This is a genomic window from Phyllobacterium sp. CCNWLW183 (assembly GCF_037203775.1).
Taxonomy (GTDB): domain Bacteria; phylum Pseudomonadota; class Alphaproteobacteria; order Rhizobiales; family Rhizobiaceae; genus Phyllobacterium; species Phyllobacterium ifriqiyense.
Genome location: NZ_JBBCBN010000008.1, coordinates 248,074 through 263,775, shown reverse-complemented (window position 1 = coordinate 263,775; position 15,702 = coordinate 248,074). Strand labels below are relative to the sequence as shown.

Genomic DNA, 15,702 nt, shown 5'->3' with positions numbered 1-15,702 from the left:
GCAACAGTATCTCGCTATGCTTCATAGGGGCAGTAAAATGTCGTCATTTACAAAACCTCCGGCGTTTACCGAGCAAGAACTACGCGGACTCGGCATTGCAAAATGGGATCAATATGGTCCGGACATCCTGCCTGCCTGGGTCGCTGACATGGATTTGAAGACAGCTCCGGCAGTTCAAGCTGCAGTTGCTAAGCTGGCTTCTCAAGCTTCATTCGGCTACCCATTGCGCAATGGTCGCTCCCCTGACCGCGAGGTCGCAGAAATTTATGCCGAGCGCATGCACAGGCTTTACAACTGGAAGGTCGACCCTGAGAATACGCTTGTGGTTTCAGACTTGGTGCAGTCAATTTACGCCTGTCTGTTCGCTTTGTCCGAAAAGCATAGCGGGATTGCAGTGCAGACCCCAAACTATCCGCCTTTCCGCGCGGCGATCGAAGCAACTAACCGACATATGATTTCCATTCCAGCGGAAATGGTCGATGGCGCTTACCACTGGAATTTTGGTGGCTCGATGGATGACTGTCTGAGAGATGCGAAAATTCTTATCGTATGCAATCCCCAGAACCCAACGGGTCGCGTGCTTACCCGAAATGAACTGCAGGATATCGCCGCATTCGCCGAACGGTATAATCTCATTATCCTCGCTGATGAGATTCATGCTGACTTGGTATACGATGCGCGAAAACATATTCCGATTGCTTCTCTGGATGACGCGGTGGCGCAGCGGACGATAACACTCGCGTCGGCGACTAAGAGCTTTTCGATCGCAGGTCTGCGATGCGGATTGATCAATTTCGGATCTGCAGAGCTTCGCAGAAAATTTGCAGCCAAAATCCCTCCCCAGATGCTCGGACAACCGTCGATAGTTGGAATCGACGCAACAATCGCTGCCTGGACGGAATCTGACGATTGGCTCGCAAATACCGTCGGCTATCTGACAGATATGCGCGATTACGCCCACAAAGCGATACGAGAGCGCATTCCGCTGTTGGACCCGGGAATTCCGGAGGGTACTTATCTTATGTGGATCGACTGCACGAGGCTGCTGCTCAACGAGTCTGCTAGTCAGTTTTTCCTGAAGAAAGCAAAGATTATGTTGAGTGCTGGAGAAACGTTCGAGCCAGGTGCGACAAATTTCGTACGCTTGAATTTCGCTACATCGCGAGAGATTCTAGATGCAATAATCGATCGTATGGCAAATGCGGTTTGCCTCTTACATGGTGGGGGCCAGTTGAATGTTTAATAAGTTCAATGTTTTTGATGGTCACAATGACGTAGCTCTGCGCTTCTTCAAAGATCAGCAGTCGCAACCTATTGCCGAGTTTCTTGGTGGAACAAGCAATGGACATATCGACCTCAAAAAAGCCCGCGATGGTCATCTGGTTGGGGGCCTATTTGCACTGTTCTCCCCATCACGCGAAATTTTTGACGTCGGTGCAATGCGCGGATCCTCCTATGACCTTCCGCTGCCGGCGCCGCTTGATGTCGATTTCGCGAGGAGGTCGGTCATCGCCCAGTTATCGATGCTTTTGGAGCTGGAACGCGGCTCCCAAGGAGCGGTTAAAATCTGTCGGAACACGTCCGAGATCAGGGCTGCGGTTCGTGAGGGTCAATTGGCAGTAGTGGTTCACATGGAAGGCGCGGAGGCGATCGATGAAGACCTTCTGTTTCTTGACATCCTCTATGAGGCGGGATTGAGGTCGATTGGACCGGTCTGGAGCCGTCACAACGCGTTCGGCCATGGTGTTCCTCTGAAATACCCCAGTGGGCCGGACACCGGGCCAGGTCTCACGGTCGCTGGCCGTCGCCTTGTCGCCAAATGCAACAGCCTTGGAATTCTCGTTGATCTTTCGCATATCACCGAGGCAGGCTTCTGGGATATCGCAGAGCTTTCTCTTAGCCCGCTGGTGGCCACTCACTCGAACGTGCATGCAATATCGAACGTGGCTCGTAATTTGACCCACCCACAATTGGAAGCCATACGCGATAGTAATGGTCTGGTGGGTCTTAATTTTGCAACCGCGTTTCTTCGCCCGGATGGGCAGATGCGCTCTGATACTCCGATAGACTGGATGATCAGGCATCTGGACGTATTAATAGAGGTACTTGGAGAAACAAGAGTTGGATTGGGGTCGGACTTCGACGGTGCTGTCATACCAGTTTCGATAAAGGATGCGTCCGGTCTTCCTGTACTTTTCGAAGCGCTTAGCAAAAGCGGCTACAGTGATGATCTTCTGAACAAGATCGCATACGAGAACTGGATAAGCGTTCTCGAACGAACGATCGACAGCAAGGGCAAGTAATCGGAATTAGACCATTTGTATACTTCAATAGCAGCAGCAACGATCATGCTGGGAGAAGTCTGTCCCACGAGTGTCGGCGCCGCGTAATGGTCTTGGCCAGGATGCGTTCTGGCACGATCGGAATGGACTCCATGCAAGAGGTGTGCAATGATAACATTGATGAACAACGTAACCTCTATCGATCATTTCAATTTGTGGTCGTTCGATCTAAATCTGTTGGTCGCGTTTGATGCCCTTATGAGGGACCGAAACGTGACACAGGCAGCGTCGCGCCTGAAGATTCAACAGCCTGCCATGAGCCACAATCTGGCGACACTGCGTCTGCTGTTTCAAGATGAATTGTTTGTCAGAGTAGGACAGGTCATGCAGCCGACTCCTCGGGCGCACACCCTTTCCGTTCCCGTTCAGCAAATACTCTCCCAAGCACATCAGGCCTTAATCTCAAAAGACCGGTTTGATCCCTTGAGTGAAACTCGTACCTTCAAAATCGGATTCTCCAGCGAGCTTGAAGTCATTTTGATGCCGGATTTAACCGCAGCCTTGAGGGAAACGGCGCCGGGCATCAAGCTACTCGCTCGTCCCGCCGATCCAGATCAGATACATCGCATGCTCGACGACGGTGTGATCGATCTGGGGGTCGGTTGCTATCACGAAGGCGGTAGTCGGCATAGGCACCGGTTACTTTTTGAGCAGTCATTAATGTGCTGCTACAATAAAAATCTCCTGGTTCTCGATGGTCCTCTGGATCGGGATACCTATCTTCGCCTTCAACATGCACTCGTTTCGCAAAAGGATGCGATCGAGGGATGCCTCGACACCGCCCTCGAAAAGCTCAATGTGAAGCTGAATGTCGCAATGGCCGCGCCTGAATTCCTTACAATCCTTAGCGCGGTAACGAAGACGCCGCTCGTAGCTACGCTGCCGACCCGCATCGTACAGCGCTACGCAAAGATCTTTGGCCTAACAGAAAGTCCTGTGCCACTGGATCTGGATGTTAGCCCGATCGCCATGATCTGGTCTGCCCACTCCGATCGGGAGCCTGCTTCCGAATGGCTTCGCGATCAGATCGCACCGCTTGTCGCGAACGTTACCTAAGTTCGAAGAACGATTCTCGTTGGGGGGACGCACTTGTACTATCATCATCGATAGTAGAGTACCAAGAGTGCGCGAAAAACTGATCACAGGCTGGTGCGGGCGGCTCACGCTGTACCTAAGCTCTCAAGCAGACCATTTTTTGTTGTGAACCCTGATGCGTCCCCGCCACTGGTCTTCAATAATCTATGCGGTTAAGTGGTGTTAGGTTGCTCCGTTCCTCCTCTGAACTTGCAAAAATGTAGGCATTTCGGTCAATCAGTGACATGAAGTCTCCTAACGAGGACAATTTACTTTTGTGGCCATAAGCAACTCTTGGTAGGAGGTGCTGCGGCGACCGGTTGAATCTGCGCACAATCCCCTCGATGTGATTCGTCACAGGAGCGGCTGGGAGGGGTCAGTACTAACGCGGCTCATCGCAATTTCCCGGGATTCGCGACAGGCCACAAGAACCCTTCCATATGGTCTATCGGTAGGGCCTAGCACAGGTGCTCGGAGGTCCTTCTTAGAATTGCTGGATTGTAAGACTCAGGAGCAATTTGTCAGCAACAAAGACCCCTGTCGTCACAGGTGACGAACACCGCATGGTAATCAAATTGGGTTCCTGTCAGTTCTTGGGTCAACGGTTTTTGGTATCAATTTTCCACCAAAGTGCCACTGCAGGTTCGCGACTACTCGATCGGCCATTGCGTCGCGGGTTTCGCTGGTGGCGCTTCCCATATGTGGCTGAAGGACAACATTCTCCAGACTGAACAGCGTTTCAGGGACATTCGGTTCGTCGGCGAAGACATCGATCCCTGCCCAGCCAAGCCTACCGGAAGCCAATAAGTCGACAAGGGCGGCCTCATCGACGACAGAACCGCGTGCGACATTAATCAAAGTGCCGTTTGGGCCAAGGGCGGTCAAAATTTCGCGCGAAACCAACCCACTCGTCTCTGGACTACCGGGCACAATCACCACCAGTACATCGCTTGTTCGCGCCATTTCCAAAAGGTCGTGGTAATATGGGTGTCGAACGTCGGGTTTTTTGGTGCGACTATGATATACTATGTGGCAACCAAAAACCGTCAGCTTTTCGGCGATTACGGATCCTATTCGTCCCATTCCGATTAATCCGACCGTTTTATCTCGGATGCTCCGTCCAAGCGGCACGGTATTGCCGTATTGCCATAGACCGTTGCGAATGAAGCGGTCATTCGCAACGAGATTGCGCGTGGTCGCTAGTAACAGTGCGACAGCCATGTTCGCTGTGTCGTCGTTCAGTACATCGGGAGTGTTGCCGACGACAATCCCTTTCGAGTTGGCGTAGATGATATCCAGGGAGTCTGTTCCCACACCGAAAGATGAAATGATTTCAAGTTCAGGCAAGAGGTCTATCGTGTTTTGGCAGATTCCAGTGAAGGTGCTTGTGACGACTGCAGGAAACGCATTGCCGTGTTTTTCGATGAAGACGGGCAGGTCGGCTTCAAGCTCAAGCCGTGAAACCTCATACGATTGGTTCAATTGCGAGAGCAAGTATTGCGGAAGGTAACCAAGTGCCAAGACTGATATCTTCGTCGTCATATCATACCTAAGTCGTCATCAATAACTTGCAGTTTGCGGATTTGTAACGAGGTGGCATGCAGTTTTGTGCCCACCAGCAACCGCCCGCAATTCAGGTGTGACTGCCTTGCAAACGGGCATTACATAGGGACAACGCGATGCAAACCGACAACCCTCAGCGAGTGGTCCAGCATCATCGGTATCGATCGGTTGAGGATTATGAGCCCTGCGTAAGCTTGGATTTGGCAACGGCACCGCCGACAAGAGTAGTTTTGTGTAGGGGTGCTGCGGGCTTGCGTAAACGGCGCGTTTTTCGCCGATTTCGACAACTTTGCCCCGATACATAACCGCAACGCGATCAGCAATGTGCCTAACTACGCGCAAATCGTGGGAGATAAACATGTATGTTAGCCCGAACTGCTGCTGCAGGTCCTTGAGAAGGTTTACCACCTGAGCTTGAACCGAGACATCGAGAGCCGAAACCGGTTCATCACAGACAACAAACTCGGGGCGCAGTGCCAATGCCCTGGCAATTCCGATTCGCTGCCTCTGACCGCCAGAAAACTGGTGAGGGAAACGGTGGGCGTGCTCAGCCGCCAAGCCCACAAGCGGCAATAGTTCCCGGACCCGATCTCGTCGGTCGGCGGAAGAAGAACCAGCCAAGCGCATCGGTTCCGCGATGATAGCCTCCACGCTCATGCGAGGATTGAAGGCGCTCGAGGGGTCCTGGAATATGAGCTGGAGTCGTCTTCGTTGAGACATCAACTCACTGCCGGTGAGTTTCATCATATCGACGCCATCGAATTCGATCGCACCGCTCGTCGGCTCGATCAACCGCATTACGAGACGCCCTGTGGTAGACTTGCCGCAACCGCTTTCGCCAACAACCGCAAGTGTCTCACCTTTTCCTATCGAGAACGAAACGTCATCTACGGCCTTCAAAGCGCCGACCTCACGTTTGATGAAGACACCTGCGAATACGGGAAAGGACTTCGAAAGGTGTTCAACCGATATAAAAGGGCTCATAAGCCGACTCCTGATCCGGCGAGAGGGAAAAGGCAGGCCGCATGCCTATCAGCGGATATTTTGCGAAAGCTTGGCACTTCGGCCGTGCAGGCTGACCGGGCATGTGTGCACCTTGGCGCGAACGCGCACCCGGGCGGCAGTGCAAAAGGACTGGGTACGGTGCCTTCAATGCTGACGAGCCTTTCAACCTCGCTATCGAAGCTTGGGATGCTCTTTAGCAGTCCATCCGAATAGGGGTGGGCCGGTTGTTCGAATATTTTCTGAACAGAAGATCGTTCGACGGCACGTCCTGCGTACATTACCTGAACATCGTCTGCGAACTCTGCGACAACACCCAAATCGTGAGTAATGAGAATAATTGAAACTCCGAGATCCGTTCTCAATTTTTGAAGTAGATCAAGAATCTGGGCCTGCGTGGTGACGTCAAGGGCCGTCGTCGGTTCATCCGCAATGATAAGCTTTGGTTCGCACGCGATCGCCATGGCGATCATCACTCGCTGCCTCATACCTCCAGAGAGCTCGTGCGGATACTGAGCAAGACGCTTCTTGGCCTCGCGGATCCCGACGAGTTCCAGTAGTTCTTCCGCTCGCCGGCTTGATTGTGCGCGGGTCATGCCCAAATGCGACTTAAGTGGCTCTGTGACTTGGCTGCCGATGGATGCTATCGGGTTAAGGGAGGTCATAGGATCTTGGAAGATCATGCCGATATCCCGTCCCCGAATCTCGCGAAGGTTTTTTTCAGGCAGGGTAACAAGATTCTGGTTGTCGAACCATATCTCACCGTTCGAGATCTCTGCTGTGTCTTTGGGTATGAGCCGCAAAAGAGAGAGTGCCGTGACACTTTTTCCACTTCCGGACTCGCCGACAAGTCCGAGTACTTTTCCACGATCAAGAGTGAAGTTCATCCTGTCGACGCCCGTGACGAGGCCACGTGTCGTGTGAAATTTGACGGTCAAGTCGCGCACGTGCAGAAGGGGCTTTTCACGCTTCTGAACCGGCAGACAAACGGATGACGATGTGCTGACGGTCATTGCGTTTTTGCCTTTGGATCGAGTTGTTCGCGTAGGCCGTTTCCAAGTATGTTAATGCTGAAAACAACGATAATAATCGCTATGCCGGCACTGTTGGCTATCCAGGGAGCTGCAAACAAACGCTCGCGGCCCTCCGAGAGAATGTTGCCCCAAGTCGCTGCGGGAGGCGGTAGGCCAAGACCAAGGAAGGACAATGCAGCCTCTTGGAGTATCATTTGAGCTATCTGTAGTGTCGCCACGACAGTCAGAACGGGCATGATCTGTGGAAGAATATGATTGAAGATGACATAGCGATCAGTTCCCCCATAGGAGACCGCGGCTTCCACGAATGAGCGTTGCTTGATTGAGCGCGCCATGCCGAAAACCAGTCTTGCATAAACCATCCAGCCCGAAATCCCCAGCACAATAACCAGGTTAAATGTGCTGCCCCCGATCGCGGCCGCCATGATGATTGCAAGCAAGATATCGGGAAACGCCATGTGAGCGTCGGCGAACCGCATGATCACCTGCTCGGTGCGGCCCCCTTTGAAACCTGCAACGAGGCCCGCCAACGTGCCAATCGCGCAGGATAGGACCATTGCGGATACGCCGACTAGAATGGATGTTCTGGACCCGTAAATCAGCCTAGAAAGAAGATCGCGGCCATAATTGTCTGTCCCCAGGATATTGCGCAAGCTTCCGCCATCCATAAACGCGGGCGGTTTTAGACGGCGCACGAGGCTCTGCGCGAAAGGATCGTAAGGAGCAATGTAAGGTGCGAAAATCGCGACCAGAGCAACGATGGAGAGAATGGAACCACCAAGCACCATTTTTGTTCGTTTGCCAAATAAGCGGGTTTTCATGTCATTCCACCCCAATGCGCGGATCGTTGATTGAAAGAAGAAGATCTACGATCAGGTTAGTCAGGATGATAACAAGACTAATGATAAACACGCCTGCAAGGACAACGGGAACATCACGCTGAAAGATGCTCCCAATCATGAGTCTCCCAACGCCTGGCCAAGCGAAGATCGTTTCGGTGATGATTGCTCCGCCCATCAAGCGGCCGATCTGGAGACCGAGAAAGCTAAGAATCGGATTGAGGGCGTTTGGAAGAACGTGGAACAGGTAGATTCGTGCCTGAGAGATACCCTTTGCTCGGGCTGTCACAACAAACTGCTCGTTAAGTGTTTCCAGAACGCTTGCCCGAGTGATCAAGACGAAGTTCGGCATGATAAAGGCTGCAAGGGTGACGGCTGGCAAAATAAGGTTAAGCGGACCTCCCCGTCCTGACGTGGGCAGCCAATGGAGATCTACAGCAAACACTTGGACAAGAAGTATTCCCAGCCAAAAACTTGGCATGGACTGAGCGCCGACAGCGGCTGTCGAAATCAGGAAATCTGCTAGTCGATCTTTCCAGATCGCACAAATGAATCCTGCCAGTACGCCTACAAGTACAGCCACGACCATGCTAACGGCAAGCAACTCCACCGTTGCCCCTAGTCGTGACAACACAGCATCTATGGCTGGGCCTCCAAACTGCAGGGACTGACCGAAGTCTCCGTGAAGAATGTCGCGGAGATAAATGCCGAATTGAACGATAATCGGCTCGTCAAGATGTAGACGTGACGTCAGCGCGTCTACCTGTTCCTGGGTCCGGTCCACATTGAGATAAATGTCGACCGGATTCCCAGTGGCACGGAGGGCTACAAAGGCGACAGCCGAAACAAGCAGAACTGAAAGTGGAAGGTAAATCAGTCTGCGCAAGATATATGATAGCATTGCTGGCCTCTCAATCGCGCCGCAGTCTTGCCGAGCTACTTAATATCGACGTCGGTCAACCTGAGGATCTTGTCAGACGCCGCTCGGAAACCCGAAACTTTGGGATTCACGCCATAGATGGCAGGAAGCCCATAAAGAAACATCGATGGATTTTCGTTATGCAGAATTTGCATCATCCGCGCGTATGACTTTCCCCGCGCCTCCTGATCCATAGTGGAGCGGGCCTTTTTAAAAAGCTCTTCATACTCGGAATTGGTCCACGTGGAGCGTTTTCCGCCTTCAGTGTACCAGACCGATGAGAAGTCGGCGTCGCCGAGACTATACCACCCGACCATGTACATCGGGCCCATTTCTTTTACGGCCCATTGTTTTAGGTAAACGCCGCTTTCAACCACGTTGACGTTTGCCTTTATCCCCACGTCGAGTAGCATACCGGCGATCGCATTGCAGATGTCCACGTCGGACACGTATTTGCCTGCTTGCGTCATGATATCTACCGGAGTGTCAAAGTCGAAATTCGCCTCCTTGAGAAGTTGTTTCGCCTTTTCGGGATCAAACGGACGTCCCTGAATGCCGGGATTGAAGCCAAAGGTTTTCTTTGTCACCAACTGCCCCTCGAGGAGCTCGGCCTTATCTTTTAGTATCTCCTTTAAAATGACCTGCTTGTCGACTGCATAATCCAGTGCCTCGCGTACCTTGGGATTGTCAAACGGTGGCTTTCGCACGTCGTAAGTGAGGACAAGGCCCACGGTTGTGGCGGCACTTTCGATTTTGGCTGAGCCGGACGCTTCGATTTCCTCAATGGAATCCACCGGGACTTCTTCGATTACCTCTACTTCCCCTGACAATAGCGCCGCCAATCTCGTGGCTGCCTCCGGAATCTGCCGGATGATGAGATGGTCTACCTTCGGGGAGCCTTTCCAGTAATCTTTGTTGGCATCAAGTTCATATCGATCGCCTGGTACCCAATTCTTTGCGATAAACGGGCCCGTTCCCATGGGCTTACGCTTTGCGACATCCGCTCCAACTGCCTTGTAGTAATGTTCCGCTTCGATTGGGATGTCGGAGAGACCCTTTGGGAGGGTTGGAAAGATAGCTTTGGTTTTGATGTCGACGGTATACGGATCGACGACCACTGCACCCGAGACTTGGCTAATCCGGCCGAGAAATCCGTAGGCCGTTTGTGGATCAATTACTCGCTCGAGTGTGAACTTCACATCTTGCGCCGTCATTTCTTTTCCGTCGTGAAATTTGACGCCCTTGCGTATACTGAACCGCCAAGTTGTGTCATCTCTTGCTTCCCAGCTCTCTGCTAGGCCCGGCACAAAATTACCGTCGTTATCGCGCGCGACCAACGTGTCATAGGTCTGCAGGATCAGGCTTTCCGATGTTGCGGAAGAAATCCCGGTCATTAACGAATCGGGAAATGTGGAGGCTCCCACTGTCAGAGTGGTGTCGGCATAAGCACTGGAGAGCCCTGCAAATCCGAGCATGCAGACACTTGCAAAAAGGCACGCAATTTTTCTTGATACGGCTGAACGCACCATCGGGACATGGACTCTATTGTGTTTCATTGTTGTTCCCCTGATCTCATTTTGGACCGTTTTTTGATTTCGCCAGCAGACCACTTCTGCTCCAACTCAGAAAGCTCAATTTTGCGCATACTTTGATGCCGATGTGGCATCACAACCAAAAAAAGAACATGTAGAATCCCCCATTTTCGTTGAGTTTTGACCATCAAGCAAATCGTCGCTCTCCGCGTATCGGCGGAATATAGCGATGCCCGATCGGCATGATTGCAACCTCAATATAGCGCTTTTCGGCATCCATCTTTCTCCGCATAGTCTCTTTGAACCCCGCTGCAATGCAGCCCAAACCACTATCAGGGAGATAAGCATGAAAGTTCGACCGAATATTGAGGCGCTCAAAGGTCTCATTAAAGAGAGAAACATTGAAGCACTTGTCTGCATGAGCCCGGAGAACTTCACATATGTTGCCGGTGCCCACGTCACCACGGTAGAAAATCTTCGTCCTCGTCAGGCGTTTGTCATTCTTCAGAGCGACTGGACAGCGGAACTCGTCGTCTGCAGCATCGAGGAGAGCTTGGTTAAGTCGGAGAGCTGGGTAAGCGACGTTTCACTGTACACGGAATTTAGAGATGAACCGGTAGTTGCGCTTGCCGCCGCGTTAACACGGCGCAAGCTTGACAAGAGCACGATCGGCATGGACCTCGATTATCTGCCGGTTTCTTCCTATCAGCGCCTTAAACGCGAGTTGCCGGGTTTGAAGTTTGTGAATACCACCGAAGACGTTGCAAAGGTGCGAAGCGTCAAGCTGCAAAGTGAGATCGACCTCCTCGAGAGTGCCGCCAAACAGGCTCATCGGGCCGTCCTCGAAGGCATAAGTGAAGGGCGTGTCGGCGACACCGATCGCTCCTTGGCGAACAGAATTATCAAAAAGATTTTTGATGCCGGCGCCGATGGCACTCTTCACCTTCATTTGGCGTCGGGCGAGCGAACACCCCACATACATAATCATCCGGCAGACGATGCGACAAAATTGGGCGAGATTCTGCGGCTCGACGTCGGAGGCTTGTATGGAGCGTATATGAGCGACTTCGCTCGTACATTTTCCACTGGGAATCCGTCCGACCTTCAGCGTGATACTTATCGCAAGCTTTGCGAAGTCCAAGAGATAACGATTTCTGCCATGAAACCAGGTGTTACTGCAGAGGATATCTACTTTCTGTGCAAATCTGAATTCGAGAAACGAGGTCTACCCTGCACACTTCCGCATGTTGGGCACTCGTTCGGAATTGAGGTTCACGAGACTCCGATGATTCGACCAGGCGACAAAACCAAGCTGACGCCAGGTATGGTTATTAACATTGAGCCAATGACTGTTGATCGAGAGGGGAGTTGCTATCATACCGAGGATCTTGTGTTGATCACGCCAGACGGCAACCGCATTCTCACCTTAGGACTTGCACCCAAGGAAATTCCTGTGCTGGGCCGGCCCATCGTTCCTTGACTCTATATGCGTACAAATCAAAGCGGGCGCTCGCCCGCTTTGATTCTCTCAAATGGCAAGTGCGCTCATGCGAAATCTCGAGCGACATCGACAAGATCCATTTCCTGTTTGAGTGTGAGTAGAAATCGGTCTGCTGCGACCGGCAATTGCCGGTTGGAAAGCGTGAAGACCTCAAGGGCACCCGAGTTAAGAATGTCTTCGGCGAATTTCAGAGCCTTAAGCTTTTTATTGGCGACGGTTTCAGCACAGGTATGGCGCAGCAAGACTGCAACGCCTGTTCCCATTTGAGCGAAACGATGCAAAAGCTCGACCGAGCCGGACTCTAAAGCCGGTGTAATCTGGACGCGCGCCTCACGACATGCTTGGTCGAAGAGGACACGACCGCCGCTGAACCGCGGCGCAAGCCCCACGTGCCATGATACGAGGTCTTGGACTGCGACCCATTTTTTCTTCGCCAAGGGATGAGATGGCGCGACCACGGCATATAGTGGCTCTTTTGACCGAAAAACCGTTCTGATCTCATCAGCGATTTTGGGCATGAAAGCGATGCCGATGTCACCTTCGCCCTCCATTACCTTGGCGACAACTGCATCGCTGGTATCGATGTCTACAGAGAATGTTATCCCGGGATATTGGCTCTTGAACCGGTCTATTGCCTTCGGAAGGAGGAGGGGGACAAGCGATTCCATAGCCGCGATACGTATATGTCCCTTTCTCAGACTCTGAAGAGCGTCGAGTTCGGATTCTAGACGCTCTTCTTGAAATACAGCTTCGCGCCCGTAAGCGAAAAGCAATTCGCCGGCCGGGGTCAGAGTGACGCCACGGGCGCGGCGCTCTAGGAGCATTTGTCCGACCTCATGCTCGAGCTGCTGAAGCTGTCGGCTTACGGCGGATTGTGCGACGTGCAGTTCCGCCGAAGCCGCACGGATCGATCCATTTCTGACAACTGATAGAAAATAACGCAAGGAATTTTTGAGCATTGATCCTCGCTTTCTAATTGATCTCGTAATGGCATCAGTAATAGCCACATTCCACAACTTACGGCAACTATCAATGTGCTGCTGCCGGCATCCTTGAAACTTACTTCTTGTACCGGTTCTGCGCTCTTGTTGTTGAAAGTCTAGCAATCCACCATACAGACGATCGAAATGACTAGAAAGTGCCACCAAGGCGTTCTATCGCATTTGCCGTTGGCTAAATGAGGATCGCATCCATTTGCTAATGAGATAGACGGTCGGCCGATGCAATTGTTCGCGAACGAAGGGCGATAGCGTCGTTTCCAAGGTTGGATCGATCGCGCCGATTATGGCTTAGCGAGCGTAGGTGCTCCAGTTCAATGGGAACATTTCCCACCTGATTAGCAACAACCGGTTTACGTTAAAGCGAAACTTGTTCGATGGCTCGCGAATCCCACCACCTTGGACTGTGGCAGGTCGAGCCTTCCGAAAACAATAGGATGCATAGCAAGCGTCGATTGAGCGAAATATTCGGCATCTTTTCTCCTCCAAGCAGATGGGTAGAAAACATTGTGCGCGATTTAAGAGACAACGCGATCAAGCGGACAGACCGGCTCTGCGGAGGAACATCGTTACGGCCAATCAGAAAATCTCAACCTACACGAGCAACGGGATCGTTTCCTGCTCTCGTGGGATCGGACGTCTGCGATGATCTTCCGCCCACTCAGCGGTGTCACTGTTGAATACCCGCCAGCCCCACCTCCGCGAAGAATGTCCAGAGAGCGGAGGCTTCATCTGGGGTGGCGATCGTGGCGACATAGCCGTCAGGTCGAACGAGCACCCATTCACCGGGTATCAGTTCGTAAGCATCGCTGAAATGGCCACCCACGTCCTGCAGTTCGCAGCCGGCTCCAATCCGGTGAATGTGGAGGCCCTTTCGCCCCTTGATGATATCGCGCTCGGCTTCGAAACCGATGAGCGTCCAGTGCGAGCCGGTGAACAAGTCGAAGAGGCGTCGGGGACATCCCGCCGCACCAAGAAGCGGAGCATCGGGAGCGCGTCCTCCGACCAAAGAGCCCACGCGTGCTGACAAATCTAAGGCGAGCGGCGAGCCCGGATATCCGATATCTAGCTGGCGCACCTCGCGACCGCGCCGCAGCTCCCCTCGCTTTGCCGCATCCAGGAGGCCAGCTGTAAGCCCAAGCACCGCTTCCGCGACCGGACGCCGCTCCCTTTCGTAGCTGTCGAGCAGGCTGTCTGGCGCGCCGCCGAGAACTGCGGCCAGCTTCCACCCTAGATTATAGGCGTCCTGAATGCTGGTATTGAGACCCTGGCCGCCGGTCGGGGGATGGTTGTGGGCTGCATCGCCGACGAGGAATACGCGACCAACCCGGTAGCGATCAGCGAGCCGGGCGTTCATGGAATAAGCGGAAGCCCAGGTCACCGATTGTAGGTTCACATCATTACGCGCCGTTCTTTCAAAGATCATTCCTTCAATTCCTTCAAGGGAAAGGTCTACTGCGCCTTCGAGTGGAATGACAGCCTGGATCTGAAAAAGATCGGTTCCGGCGAGCGGGCAAATCGAGAGCATACGCTCCATGTTGCCGTTGTTGAACTGGTGCCATACGTCGCGGTCGAGGCCGGTCAGTGCGGCATCTGCCACCATTGCTCGTACACCCAGCGTCTTGCCAGGAAAATCGATGCCGAGGACACCCCGAACGAAGCTGCGACCGCCGTCAGCGCCGATGAGGTAGCGGCTGTGCACGACCTCTTCGCCCTCAGGACCGATCAGACGCGCGGTGACACCCTCCTCACTCTGATCGAAGCCGACAAGTTCGGTTCCGAATTCAACCCGATGGCCGTACTCCGTGAGCCGCTCGCGCATCAGCCGCTCCGTCTGGAACTGCGGGATCATCAGCGCGATGTGATAAGGTTCTGCCGGCGTTGGATTGCTGTGCTCAGCGGTGTTCCTTTCGGTATAGGTGCCATCACCGTGATATTCGCGCATCGGAGGATAGCTGCCGCCTGCTGCGACAACCCGGTCTATGATGCCCAGATCCTCGAACACTTCCTGGGTCCGCGGTTGGATGCCCTTGCCGCGCGAGCCGGGGAAGGGTTGCTCCATCTTTTCGATCAGGCGGAACGGAACGCCATGCCGGGCGAGGTCAATAGCAAGTGTGAGACCGGTCGCGCCCGCCCCACAGATCAGAACCCCGATAGTGTTTTCGTCTTTCATTGCCATCTCCAATGTGTATAATGCACATATCACAGGGAGTTCCACGCGTGTCAACAAAAAAAGTGTATAATGCACATATCAAGAAAATGCTGCCTGAGCTACACCGCTCGCTCATCGACATCGCCAGCCTTATGAATCAACCTGAGCGCGATGCGCAGTTGTTGCAGCTGGCCGGACTTACACTCGAACGAGCGCTTTTTCCTCTTCTCGTCACGATCGAGCGGCGGGGACCGATCGGCGTTGTCGAACTGGCCGAGGGGGTGGGGCGTGATTACACCACCGTCAGCCGCCAGGTTGCTCGTCTAGAAGCGCTTGAACTCGTCGAGCGCCGCTCGGGCTCGGCTGACAAGCGGGTGCGTGAAGCGGTCATCACACCTCGGGGAAAGGAAGCGACAGATGCCGTGGATGTGGCGCGGGAAAAGATGGCGTTAAGCCTGTTCCGAGATTGGCCGCGCGAAGACTTCGATGAATTGATCCGGCTTATGCGGATGTTCGCCGACGGCATGAGCTGGCAACAATTACCGAGAAATAGGTGACTGAAGAAGAAGCGCTCGCGGGCACTTTGCCGTTACGACCCAAGCCTCCAGCCGATGAATCACACCTGGTACCGGCTGCCCAGGTTCCGCGTCCATCAGCATCCGAACGTTATAGGTGAACACCGCTCCGGCTTGATCACGTAGGCTAACTTCCTTTGCACCCTTTTCTGCGGCGTATCCGCTGGCAGA

Annotated in this window: 13 protein-coding genes; 5 read left to right on the top strand and 8 right to left on the bottom strand. The window is 53.2% G+C overall.

Translation table 11 applies throughout. The features are described from left to right. The first annotated feature begins 37 nt into the window (after nucleotides 1–37). The 3 genes from V9K95_RS18970 to V9K95_RS18960 all read left to right on the top strand — a co-directional run bounded on the left by V9K95_RS18970 (nucleotide 38) and on the right by V9K95_RS18960 (nucleotide 3,398). The gene (locus V9K95_RS18970) at nucleotides 38–1,243 is read left to right on the top strand and encodes a MalY/PatB family protein (protein ID WP_336441586.1); all 1,206 of its coding nucleotides are present in this window, start codon (nucleotides 38–40) and stop codon (nucleotides 1,241–1,243) included. Then, nucleotides 1,236–2,303 (top strand): dipeptidase, encoded by a 1,068-nt coding sequence (locus V9K95_RS18965; RefSeq protein WP_336441587.1) that lies wholly within the window; start codon nucleotides 1,236–1,238, stop codon nucleotides 2,301–2,303. The genes V9K95_RS18970 and V9K95_RS18965 overlap by 8 nt, the downstream gene beginning before the upstream one ends. 159 nt (nucleotides 2,304–2,462) lie before the next feature. Beyond that, a complete protein-coding gene (locus tag V9K95_RS18960; RefSeq protein WP_336441588.1) occupies nucleotides 2,463–3,398 on the top strand; it encodes a LysR family transcriptional regulator in 936 nt (311 codons plus the stop codon). A gap of 588 nt (nucleotides 3,399–3,986) precedes the next feature. Here the strand turns inward: V9K95_RS18960 and V9K95_RS18955 are convergent. From V9K95_RS18955 to V9K95_RS18930, 6 genes are read right to left on the bottom strand one after another with little or no spacing between them, the layout of a single operon-like run. Next, a complete protein-coding gene (locus V9K95_RS18955; protein ID WP_336441589.1) occupies nucleotides 3,987–4,937 on the bottom strand; it encodes a 2-hydroxyacid dehydrogenase in 951 nt (316 codons plus the stop codon). A gap of 39 nt (nucleotides 4,938–4,976) precedes the next feature. Next, nucleotides 4,977–5,963: an ABC transporter ATP-binding protein gene (locus V9K95_RS18950; RefSeq protein ID WP_336441590.1), complete on the bottom strand. Its 987-nt coding sequence runs from the start codon at nucleotides 5,961–5,963 to the stop codon at nucleotides 4,977–4,979. Beyond that, nucleotides 5,960–6,964, bottom strand: coding sequence for an ABC transporter ATP-binding protein (locus V9K95_RS18945; RefSeq protein ID WP_442958585.1), 1,005 nt, complete (start codon nucleotides 6,962–6,964; stop codon nucleotides 5,960–5,962). Before V9K95_RS18945 ends, V9K95_RS18950 begins: the two co-directional genes overlap by 4 nt. A 26-nt stretch (nucleotides 6,965–6,990) precedes the next feature. Continuing rightward, complete coding sequence (locus V9K95_RS18940; protein ID WP_336441592.1) at nucleotides 6,991–7,836, bottom strand: ABC transporter permease; 846 nt, start codon at nucleotides 7,834–7,836, stop codon at nucleotides 6,991–6,993. 1 nt (nucleotide 7,837) lies between these two features. Continuing rightward, nucleotides 7,838–8,755: an ABC transporter permease gene (locus tag V9K95_RS18935; RefSeq protein ID WP_336441593.1), complete on the bottom strand. Its 918-nt coding sequence runs from the start codon at nucleotides 8,753–8,755 to the stop codon at nucleotides 7,838–7,840. A 35-nt stretch (nucleotides 8,756–8,790) separates the two neighbouring features. Continuing rightward, entirely contained in the window at nucleotides 8,791–10,248 is a 1,458-nt protein-coding gene (locus V9K95_RS18930) for an ABC transporter substrate-binding protein (RefSeq protein ID WP_336441594.1), read from the bottom strand. A 403-nt stretch (nucleotides 10,249–10,651) separates the two neighbouring features. Between V9K95_RS18930 and V9K95_RS18925 the strand changes: the two genes are divergently transcribed. Then, nucleotides 10,652–11,785 carry a M24 family metallopeptidase gene (locus V9K95_RS18925; protein WP_336441595.1) on the top strand — a complete coding sequence of 378 codons (1,134 nt, stop codon included), beginning with the start codon at nucleotides 10,652–10,654 and terminating at the stop codon, nucleotides 11,783–11,785. Nucleotides 11,786–11,850: 65 nt separating this feature from the next. Here the strand turns inward: V9K95_RS18925 and V9K95_RS18920 are convergent, their stop codons facing one another. Further along, on the bottom strand, nucleotides 11,851–12,765 hold the full coding sequence (locus V9K95_RS18920; RefSeq protein WP_336441596.1) for a LysR family transcriptional regulator: 915 nt from the start codon (nucleotides 12,763–12,765) through the stop codon (nucleotides 11,851–11,853). Between the two features lie 709 nt (nucleotides 12,766–13,474). Beyond that, complete coding sequence (locus V9K95_RS18915; protein WP_336441597.1) at nucleotides 13,475–14,977, bottom strand: FAD-dependent oxidoreductase; 1,503 nt, start codon at nucleotides 14,975–14,977, stop codon at nucleotides 13,475–13,477. Nucleotides 14,978–15,063: 86 nt separating this feature from the next. On the opposite strand from V9K95_RS18915, the gene V9K95_RS18910 reads away from it, so the two are divergent. After that, nucleotides 15,064–15,513 carry a MarR family winged helix-turn-helix transcriptional regulator gene (locus V9K95_RS18910; protein ID WP_336441804.1) on the top strand — a complete coding sequence of 150 codons (450 nt, stop codon included), beginning with the start codon at nucleotides 15,064–15,066 and terminating at the stop codon, nucleotides 15,511–15,513. The last annotated feature ends 189 nt before the right edge of the window (nucleotides 15,514–15,702 follow it).

Excerpts from the sequence above, each read along its gene's own strand:
- V9K95_RS18960 (WP_336441588.1), top strand. The coding sequence starts at position 2,463 with ATGAACAACGTAACCTCTATCGATCATTTCAATTTGTGGTCGTTCGAT.
- V9K95_RS18935 (WP_336441593.1), bottom strand. The coding sequence starts at position 8,755 with ATGCTATCATATATCTTGCGCAGACTGATTTACCTTCCACTTTCAGTT.
- V9K95_RS18970 (WP_336441586.1), top strand. The coding sequence starts at position 38 with ATGTCGTCATTTACAAAACCTCCGGCGTTTACCGAGCAAGAACTACGC.
- V9K95_RS18925 (WP_336441595.1), top strand. The coding sequence starts at position 10,652 with ATGAAAGTTCGACCGAATATTGAGGCGCTCAAAGGTCTCATTAAAGAG.
- V9K95_RS18940 (WP_336441592.1), bottom strand. The coding sequence starts at position 7,836 with ATGAAAACCCGCTTATTTGGCAAACGAACAAAAATGGTGCTTGGTGGT.
- V9K95_RS18950 (WP_336441590.1), bottom strand. The coding sequence starts at position 5,963 with ATGAGCCCTTTTATATCGGTTGAACACCTTTCGAAGTCCTTTCCCGTA.
- V9K95_RS18915 (WP_336441597.1), bottom strand. The coding sequence starts at position 14,977 with ATGAAAGACGAAAACACTATCGGGGTTCTGATCTGTGGGGCGGGCGCG.
- V9K95_RS18965 (WP_336441587.1), top strand. The coding sequence starts at position 1,236 with ATGTTTAATAAGTTCAATGTTTTTGATGGTCACAATGACGTAGCTCTG.
- V9K95_RS18910 (WP_336441804.1), top strand. The coding sequence starts at position 15,064 with ATGCTGCCTGAGCTACACCGCTCGCTCATCGACATCGCCAGCCTTATG.
- V9K95_RS18920 (WP_336441596.1), bottom strand. The coding sequence starts at position 12,765 with ATGCTCAAAAATTCCTTGCGTTATTTTCTATCAGTTGTCAGAAATGGA.
- V9K95_RS18930 (WP_336441594.1), bottom strand. The coding sequence starts at position 10,248 with ATGCTCGGATTTGCAGGGCTCTCCAGTGCTTATGCCGACACCACTCTG.